10 protein-coding genes are annotated in these 7845 nt (G+C 61.4%); all 10 read right to left on the reverse strand.

Annotated elements, in window-relative coordinates:
- Positions 1-39 precede the first annotated feature (39 nt).
- The gene (locus tag ACLPJJ_RS04865; RefSeq protein ID WP_443589823.1) at positions 40-465 is read right to left on the reverse strand and encodes a hypothetical protein; all 426 of its coding nucleotides are present in this window, start codon (positions 463-465) and stop codon (positions 40-42) included.
- Positions 462-1802 (reverse strand): FliI/YscN family ATPase, encoded by a 1341-nt coding sequence (locus tag ACLPJJ_RS04870; protein WP_443589824.1) that lies wholly within the window; start codon positions 1800-1802, stop codon positions 462-464. Before ACLPJJ_RS04870 ends, ACLPJJ_RS04865 begins: the two co-directional genes overlap by 4 nt.
- Complete coding sequence (locus tag ACLPJJ_RS04875; RefSeq protein WP_443589825.1) at positions 1799-2452, reverse strand: FliH/SctL family protein; 654 nt, start codon at positions 2450-2452, stop codon at positions 1799-1801. The genes ACLPJJ_RS04870 and ACLPJJ_RS04875 overlap by 4 nt, the downstream gene beginning before the upstream one ends.
- The gene (locus ACLPJJ_RS04880; protein WP_443589826.1) at positions 2449-2700 is read right to left on the reverse strand and encodes a hypothetical protein; all 252 of its coding nucleotides are present in this window, start codon (positions 2698-2700) and stop codon (positions 2449-2451) included. Before ACLPJJ_RS04880 ends, ACLPJJ_RS04875 begins: the two co-directional genes overlap by 4 nt.
- Before the next feature lie 9 nt (positions 2701-2709).
- Positions 2710-3519, reverse strand: a complete 810-nt coding sequence (locus ACLPJJ_RS04885; RefSeq protein ID WP_443589827.1) for an OmpA family protein — start codon at positions 3517-3519, stop codon at positions 2710-2712.
- Between the two features lie 3 nt (positions 3520-3522).
- Positions 3523-4320 carry a flagellar motor protein gene (locus ACLPJJ_RS04890; RefSeq protein WP_443589828.1) on the reverse strand — a complete coding sequence of 266 codons (798 nt, stop codon included), beginning with the start codon at positions 4318-4320 and terminating at the stop codon, positions 3523-3525.
- On the reverse strand, positions 4317-4880 hold the full coding sequence (locus ACLPJJ_RS04895) for a sigma-70 family RNA polymerase sigma factor (RefSeq protein ID WP_443589829.1): 564 nt from the start codon (positions 4878-4880) through the stop codon (positions 4317-4319). Before ACLPJJ_RS04895 ends, ACLPJJ_RS04890 begins: the two co-directional genes overlap by 4 nt.
- A complete protein-coding gene (locus ACLPJJ_RS04900; protein ID WP_443589830.1) occupies positions 4873-6966 on the reverse strand; it encodes a flagellar biosynthesis protein FlhA in 2094 nt (697 codons plus the stop codon). The genes ACLPJJ_RS04895 and ACLPJJ_RS04900 overlap by 8 nt, the downstream gene beginning before the upstream one ends.
- A complete protein-coding gene (locus ACLPJJ_RS04905; RefSeq protein ID WP_443589831.1) occupies positions 6959-7222 on the reverse strand; it encodes a flagellar biosynthetic protein FliQ in 264 nt (87 codons plus the stop codon). The genes ACLPJJ_RS04900 and ACLPJJ_RS04905 overlap by 8 nt, the downstream gene beginning before the upstream one ends.
- Positions 7219-7845: FliM/FliN family flagellar motor switch protein (locus ACLPJJ_RS04910; RefSeq protein ID WP_443589832.1), on the reverse strand; the 627-nt coding region annotated here is incomplete at its 5' end. The genes ACLPJJ_RS04910 and ACLPJJ_RS04905, both read right to left, overlap by 4 nt.

Genomic DNA, 7845 nt, shown 5'->3' on the forward strand with positions numbered 1-7845 from the left:
CCTTTCAGACCATATGGCAGGTAAATTCTTTAGAAATGATTACGAAACGTGCCGTGTCCTGCCACGAACAGGCCGGTCGCGTTCCGCTTTTACCTCCGCCTGCGCCTCTGCCCGGCGCGCGGCCTCGCGCAGGCGCTGCGCCAGCTTGCGCCGGTGCGCTTTCAACCTGGCCAGGTCGGCAATGGCGGCTTCCAGTTGCTCCCTGGTCCGCACGGCGCTTTCGGCAATCTGCGCCTCCGCGCCGAGCGTTCCGGCCGCGAACTGGCCAGCCCGGCGCGCCTGGGCAGCGCTCACCACGGAACCGCTCTGCCAGCTGGCCGCCAGGCGGCTGCGATAAGCCTCCAGCATGCCGCGCTGATACTCGTTCTGCTTAAGCGCCGCGTTATGGCGCTGGATCGTCTCCAGCAGCGCCACCTCGCGGGAAGCGGCCAGCAGATCCAGCCGCTTCAGCGTGGCTGCCTTCAAGCTGCCTCCCCAAGTGCCACCCGCAGCGCCGCGACGCTCTCAGCCAGGGTCACGCCCGCGTTCTTATCCTGGCGGAGGACCGCCTCCATGGCAGGCGCCCGGCGGATCGCCTCGTCCAGCAGAGGGTCACGGCCCGGGGCATAAGCACCGAGATCGATGATGTCCTGCTTCTCCTGCTTACGGGCCCAGAGCGCGCGGAAACGGGAGGCAAGCCGCATATGCTCCGGCTCCACCAGGCCCGGCATGGGACGGGAGAGCGAAGCGGTGATGTCGATGGGCGGGTAGATCGCGGCCTCCGCCATGGCGCGGGAGAGCACGATATGTCCATCCAGCACCGAGCGTGCCGTGTCGGCCACTGGGTCGCCAACATGGTCGTCCCCCTCAACGAGCACGGTATAGATGCCGGTGATGGAGCCCTGCCCCGCAGCCCCCATGCCCGCGCGCTCCAAATAGGCCGCCAGCGCCCCGAAGACAGAGGGTGGATAGCCTTTTGTGGCTGGCGGTTCGCCGACCGCGAGGCCGATCTCCCGAAGGGCCATGGCCAGGCGGGTGAGCGAATCCACCACAAGCAGCACATGCCTGCCCTGGTCGCGGAAATACTCCGCGATCGCCGCGGCGCGGTAGGCGCCATGCACGCGGCCCAACGCGGTATCGTCCGCCGGGGAGGCGATGACGACACTACGCGGCCGGGCAGCGGCCAGATGATCCTCGATGAACTCGCGGATCTCGCGCCCGCGCTCACCGATCATCGCCAGCACCACCACATCCGCCTGGGCGTGGCGCGCGAGCATCCCCAGCAGCGTGGTCTTGCCCACGCCGGAGCCGGCGAACAGCCCGACACGCATGCCGCGTCCGAACGTGGTCAGGGCATTGATGGCGCTCACGCCAACGTCGAACGGCTTGGCGAGGCGCTCGCGCGCCATCGGGTTCAGCGGCACACCCATCAGCGGCCAGGGGTGGGAGACGGCTGGCGGCGGCAACCCGTCGAGCGGCGCGCCCCGTGCATCCAGCACCCGGCCGAGCAGCGCCGGACCCATCAGTGGCGTATGCGCGCTGCCTTCGACACGGACCCTTGCCCCGCGCATCACACCGCGCGTGCCCTGCTCGGGCATGAGGATCAAGCCGCCTTCCTCGAACCCCACAATCTCCGCCGCCAGATGGGCTCCCGCTTCCATTTCGATCAGGCAACGCGAGCCGACCGGCGCGCGAATACCGCTCGCATGCAGAACCTCCCCATTGGAACGCACGATCCTTCCGAACCGCCGCACAGGGTCAACCGACAGCGCGGCACGCACGCGCTCCTGGGCCATTGCCCGCACAGCCTCCATGGTGATCATGGCCCAGCTCCGGACAGGCCCAGCGCCGTGCGGATGGCCTCGGTTCGGCCTTTCAGAGTCGCATCCCATTCGATCTTGTCGAGCGGGTCGCCCTGAGGGCTGATGATTTCAACCATCGCTCCGCCGGGAGCGATGTTCTGGTCAGCAATCAGCTGCGCCGTCTCGGCAGAGATTTTTGACGCCAACTGCGCATGGTCGGCAGGGTTGAGCCGCAATTGCACGCTCTGGCGAGGGCTTCGCTCAGCGGCAGCCTCATCGAGCAACTTCGTCACCAGAGCCTCAAGCCCTGCATTGCCGCCAGACAAATCCACACCGGCGATGTGTCCGGCCAACAGGAAGGCAAGTTCAATCACCAGCCCTGCGAGGTCACGTTCCTTTTGCGCCAGCGGTGCGGCGAGTTGCGCCGACGCCTCGTGCAGCACGCCAACGGCGCTGGCCAGTGCAGCCTGTAATGGCTCCATCTCAGCGCGCATTGCGGCCTCGCCTGCCGTGCGTCCCTCGGCTTCGGCCTTCTCCCGCAGCTTGGCAACCTCCTGGCGCACGCGCCGGGCGATTTCTGCTTCCTGCGCCGCAATCGTGGCGGTGTCCTGCGCCAATACGGTTTGTACGAACGCCTTGTTGCGAATGCTGGAGACTGTGACGAAGCTCACGCGCCGCTGCCTTTATTTCGGCTTTCAGCCGACGCGTGCTGTAGCAACACGCCGCAAAGACCGAGCGCCGGTGCCAGCAATGCCAACACGGCGCGCACCAATAATGCTACAGCCAGCGTCTGCAACCCCCATACGCTTACGCTGCCAAAATCCAGGACCGTAGGCTCGTGCATCGCCGCCCACGAGGCCGCCGCCGCAATCGTCATCAGCGTGTTCTTCGTACTCGCCTTATGCGAGGTCTTTCCCATTGACTCCCCCTATTTCTGTGCCGGGTCCGGTGCATGCACCACAACCACCACACGCCGGTTCTGCGCCCGTCCGGCATCGGTGACATTATCTGCGATAGGCGCGAACTCACCGAAGCCCTCTGCGGCGAGCTGGTTTCCATTCACGCCATTCTTTACAAAAAGCTGCACCACGGTTACGGCGCGCTCGGCCGAAAGCGACCAGTTGGACGGAAATTGCGCCGTAGAGATCGGCTGATTATCGGTGTATCCCCGCACAACGATACGGAAGCCGTCCGGCAGTTTGACGAACCCCGCTGCCACCCGGTTCAGCAACGCCACCGCCTCCGGCTTCAGCGTTGCCTCACCGGAAGAAAACAGCACCGAAGCATCGAGTTGGATGGTCAGGGTCAAGGGCGCGTTGGCCACCGTCACCTGGTGCTTGTCGATCATCGGCTGGAACACGGCAGAGAGCTTCATTTGCAGCTCTTGCAGCGTCGCCATCTCATCGGCCAACTGGCGCGCCATGTCATTGGGAATTTTCGAGGCCGCCGATGAGGGAGCTTCCACCGGCTTAGGCACAGGCGAGACCTGATGCTGCAACACGCCACGCGAACCTGAGGGCTGTGCCACGACAACGGCGGGAGGCGTACCGTGGAAGGCTTTGATGAACGCTTCCGTCAGTTCACCTTCCTTGTTCTTGTTCCTGGTAGAGGATGCATATAGCACCACAAACGTGGCGAGCAGGAGGGTCAGCAGATCAGCGTAAGAGACGACCCAACGTTCGTGGTTGAGCCCCTTCTCCCGCTTCTTGCCTGGCCCCGGTAAGCGGGCATACGACATGAACTACTCCGCCGCCTGCGGCATGACTACCGGCTCGCCATCTGGGGCAGCTTTGCCCTTTGGTTCATCCTCCAGGAAACTCTGCAGATGCTGCTTGATAACCATGCCCGGTTTCCCTTCAGCTAGCAGTAAGAACCCCTGGATGACGACGTGGCGCTCACGTTCCAGCTCCCGCGCCAGTTGCTTCAAATGCGCCCCCAGCGGCAAGGCAACAAGATTCGCAAAGCCGACACCGTAAATAGTGGCAACGAAGGCTGTGGCGATGCCCTCGCCCAGTTCCTCCGAATGATCGAGCCGCATCATCACATGGATCAGCCCCAATACCGCACCCATCACGCCGATCGTCGGCGAATAACCGCCCAGCGCCTCCCAGACTTCGGCAGGCGCCTCCTGCGTCCGCCCGGCCTTTTCTGCCATGATAGCAAGAATTGCGGCGAAATCCTGCGGCGCGGTATTATCCACAATCATCTGCAGACCCTGCCTATGGAATGGGTCAGCCACCGTTGGAATCACAGACTCAAGCACTAACGTGCCATGGCTGCGTGCCATTGCTGACCATTCTGACACCTGTTCGATAAAAGCGCGCAGATCAGTCCGGGGCGGCTTAACCAGCCAGAATACACCTTCGAATGCGAGCAGAATCTGACGCAGGCCAAATTGCACGGTAACGGCCGTTAAGGAGCCGCAGATGACGATGATGACAGCCGTGACGCTGAACAAAGACGATAGCGGGTCGTTATCGGAGAGCGCGCCGCCGATGATAACGAGGAACCCGGCAAGAATCCCCAATAAACTTGTCACGAGACAGGCTCTCCTTTCGTCGCGGCATTGATGTAAATGGCAAGCGTTTCCAATGCGCGCTTGCGAATGCGCGAGGCATAGCCTTCGCTGATATCAAGAATCGCAGCAATCTCACGATTATTCAGCTCTTCATAGAAGTGCAGTGCCAAGACCTGGTATTCGAGCCTGGGCAGCGCCTTGAGGGCTTCCACCAGCAGAGCGCGATTGTCGGCCCGGACCAGCGCCGCCAAGGGGTCCTCTGGCGCTGTGCCATTCGCGAGTGCCGCCGCATCTATATCCTCGGGCTCGAACATGATCTGCCCGCGCCTGCGCGAACCTTCGTGGCGCAACCCATCGATCATTGCACCACGAATGCGCCGCACCGCGAAGGCCTGGAAATTGCCACCGACTGACGGATCGAAACGTTGCATCGCTTCCATCATGCCAACGGCGCCCCATTGCAACAAATCATCGACCTCAGCCCATGGCATGCGCGCCTGGAGCAGCAACGCCATGCGTTTGACCCAATGGCCGTAGAGTGCCGCAAGCTGTGGCTGGCTTTCAGCCCCAATCTCATGCATTGGTCTCTCCCGGGGTAGCCGTGTACACCACCTGCAATGGCGTCGTGTCAGGAATTTCCTCCAACGCGATAACAGAGATAACCCCGGCAACCGCCCGCGCCACCGCACGGCGCATGACGCCCTGCACCACGAGTACCGGCTTGATGCTGCGGGCTCGCATAGCGCGGGCTGCCTGCATTGCGGCTTCACGCAAATGCGTTGCGGTCTCCGCCTCTATTTCCGCGCCGATGCCGCTATCCTTTGCAGTACGCAAGGATTTCCCTACAAGCTCTTCCAGCTTCGGCGGCAGTACGGAAACGCGCAACGTAGCGTCCGTCCCCACGATTTGGCTGACAATAAAGCGTCCGAGACGAACCCGCACGGTGGCCAGCAATTTCTCCGCATCCTTAACGCCGCCATCAGCAGCCTCCACCAGCGCCTCGACAATGCGCTCGAAGTCACGGATCGGCACCTCCTCAGCCAGAAGGCCCTGGAGCACCTGGCGTACAAGGCCTACTGAAAGATTACTCCGCAAATCTTCCGCCAAGCGCGGCGTCGTTTCTGCCAGACGCGTCATTAGCCCCTCCACCTGCGGACGCCCCAGCAATTCTGCACCATGACGCTTAAGAATTTCTGCAAAATGCGTGGCTATCGCGCTCGGCGCGTCAACGACCGTGTAGCCAAACTCCTCCGCCGCGGGAATGGCGCCCTGCGGTATCCATATGGCCGGTTGACCGAACGCCGGGTCCTTCACGGCACGCCCGACGGACAGCTTCTCCGTTACCATCGGTCCTTCTATGGCGAGCCACTGGCCCGGCCACGCCTCTCCACCGCCAATGGCAGCACCGCGTAGCGTGAAGCGGTAGCCATGCGCCGGCAATTCCGACGAATCCCGGATATGAACGGCAGGCACAAGAAAACCCATTGCGCGGCCATAACGCTGGCGTACGGCGGTAAGACGATTGAGCAAGCGCCCCTCACCCTGACCAACCAATGGCGCCAAGGCGAAACCGATATTCATACCCAACGGATCAACACCTGTGACATCTATGAGGGAGTCAACCTTCACCTCACCCGCCACGGAGGCTGCCTGCGGCGTACCGGCCGCTGCGGCTTCAGGCTCCTTTGCCGCTTGGCTGAGGCGCCAGGACGCAGTGCCAAGCGCCGCCGCAAGCAACAGAAACGGGATATGCGCAATCTCCGGCACCAGGCCGATGGCGCCGGTAATGCCCGCAGCAATAGCCAGCGCCTGCGGGTATTTGGACAGCTGAGATTTAATCTGTGCGCCAATGTCCTCGCCTGTAGCAACACGCGTTACAATGAGGCCCGCCGCAATGGAGATGGTCAGCGATGGAATCTGTGCAGCCAGGCCGTCACCTACCGTCAGCAGCGTGTAGGTGCGCGCCGCGTCTGCGACAGGAAGGCCATATTGCAGCGTACCTATAATCAACCCGCCAACCATGTTAACGACAAGAATAATCATTGCCGCCACAACATCTCCGCGGACGAACTTCGAGGCACCATCCATCGCGCCAAAGAAATCCGCCTCTCGCCGTAGCAGATCACGCCGCCGCTCAGCCGCCTGAGGCGAAAGAATGCCGGCGTTAATCTCGGCATCGATCGCCATTTGCCGTCCCGGCAACGAATCGAGCATGAAGCGCGCGGAGACTTCCGCCACGCGGCTTGCCCCCTTGGTTACCACCACGAAGTTTATGATGATAAGGATAACGAAGATGATCCCGCCGACCACGTAATTGCCGCCGACTGCAAATTGGCCAAAAGATTCGATAACCCGTCCTGCCGCGCCGGGTCCCGCATAACCATTAAGCAGAATGGCGCGCGCCGTGGCGACATTGAGCGCCAGGCGCATCAGCGTTGTCGCTAGCAAAACCGACGGAAAAGAAGAAAATTCTGCCGGGGAATGGATATAGAGAGATGAGGCCAGAATAACGAGGCCAGCCGAGATATTGAGCGCAAACAAGAATGAGATGGCTGCCGGTGGAAGCGGGACAACCAGCATCGCTAACACCAGAAGAATAACGATGGGGCCAGAGAGTTGTGACAGGTTAAAGCCGCCTTCACGCGGCAGAACGGCGGTTTCAGCCATGCAGCAATCCCGGAATTGCGTTCAACAAACGGGTAGCGTAATCGTCCACACCACCAAGCATCATTTGCCCGCAAGCGGTCATAAGAGCGGCCATCCCAGCCAGCTTCAGTACAAAAGGAATGGAAGATTCCCGCACTTGCGTTACCGTCTGCAAAACGCCGGCTGCCAGGCCGATGACGAGCATCACCAGCAAGACCGGGCCAGCGAACTCACCAAACGCAATCCAGGCACCGATACTGACGCCAGACGCGCTCATGTTGTACCTCCGGCATCCTGCCCTGCGTCATCAACTAACGCCGTAACGCGTACGCCGTAACGGTCGTTTGCTACGGCAACGACCTCGCCAAATGCCATTTTCTGACCATTCGCAAAGATGGTCAGCGGCTCGCCGACCATCTGGTCCAACGACAAAATCTGGCCGTGCCTTAGCGCACGAAGATCCTTCACCGTAATCTGCGTACGCCCCAGCTCCACGGAAACCGAAACCTGCAAGCGGTCGAGCACATTACGTGTGGAAATGACCTGGCCACCGCGAGGGTATGCCTGGATACTCTCAAGCTCAACCCGCTCCGAATCGGCGAGCTTCCCGGATGTATTTACGCGGCTCTTCTGTTCAGACATATTTTCGTCTCCTTCATCTTCCACTGCTTTTATGCGGCAGCAGATACGGCCATCGTCCTGACCATAATCAGCACGGAACAAGTCTATGTCGCCCGACACCGCCACTGCATCCGGCCAGAGGGTGAAAGGTAAAATACTGCCTGGCAGAACATTTTCGAAAATAGCCAGTTGCAACACGGCTCGTGCCAGCTCGAAACGCAACTCAACCGGCGTTGCTTCTGTCAAGTTTTCAATGGTGTTAATCCAGCCAACATCCTC

The sequence above is a fragment of the Acidocella sp. genome (assembly GCF_052326845.1).
In the GTDB taxonomy this organism is placed as follows: Bacteria; Pseudomonadota; Alphaproteobacteria; order Acetobacterales; family Acetobacteraceae; genus Acidocella.

Excerpts from the sequence above, each read along its gene's own strand:
- ACLPJJ_RS04885 (WP_443589827.1), bottom strand. The coding sequence starts at position 3,519 with ATGTCGTATGCCCGCTTACCGGGGCCAGGCAAGAAGCGGGAGAAGGGG.
- ACLPJJ_RS04895 (WP_443589829.1), bottom strand. The coding sequence starts at position 4,880 with ATGCATGAGATTGGGGCTGAAAGCCAGCCACAGCTTGCGGCACTCTAC.
- ACLPJJ_RS04870 (WP_443589824.1), bottom strand. The coding sequence starts at position 1,802 with ATGATCACCATGGAGGCTGTGCGGGCAATGGCCCAGGAGCGCGTGCGT.
- ACLPJJ_RS04900 (WP_443589830.1), bottom strand. The coding sequence starts at position 6,966 with ATGGCTGAAACCGCCGTTCTGCCGCGTGAAGGCGGCTTTAACCTGTCA.
- ACLPJJ_RS04905 (WP_443589831.1), bottom strand. The coding sequence starts at position 7,222 with ATGAGCGCGTCTGGCGTCAGTATCGGTGCCTGGATTGCGTTTGGTGAG.
- ACLPJJ_RS04880 (WP_443589826.1), bottom strand. The coding sequence starts at position 2,700 with ATGGGAAAGACCTCGCATAAGGCGAGTACGAAGAACACGCTGATGACG.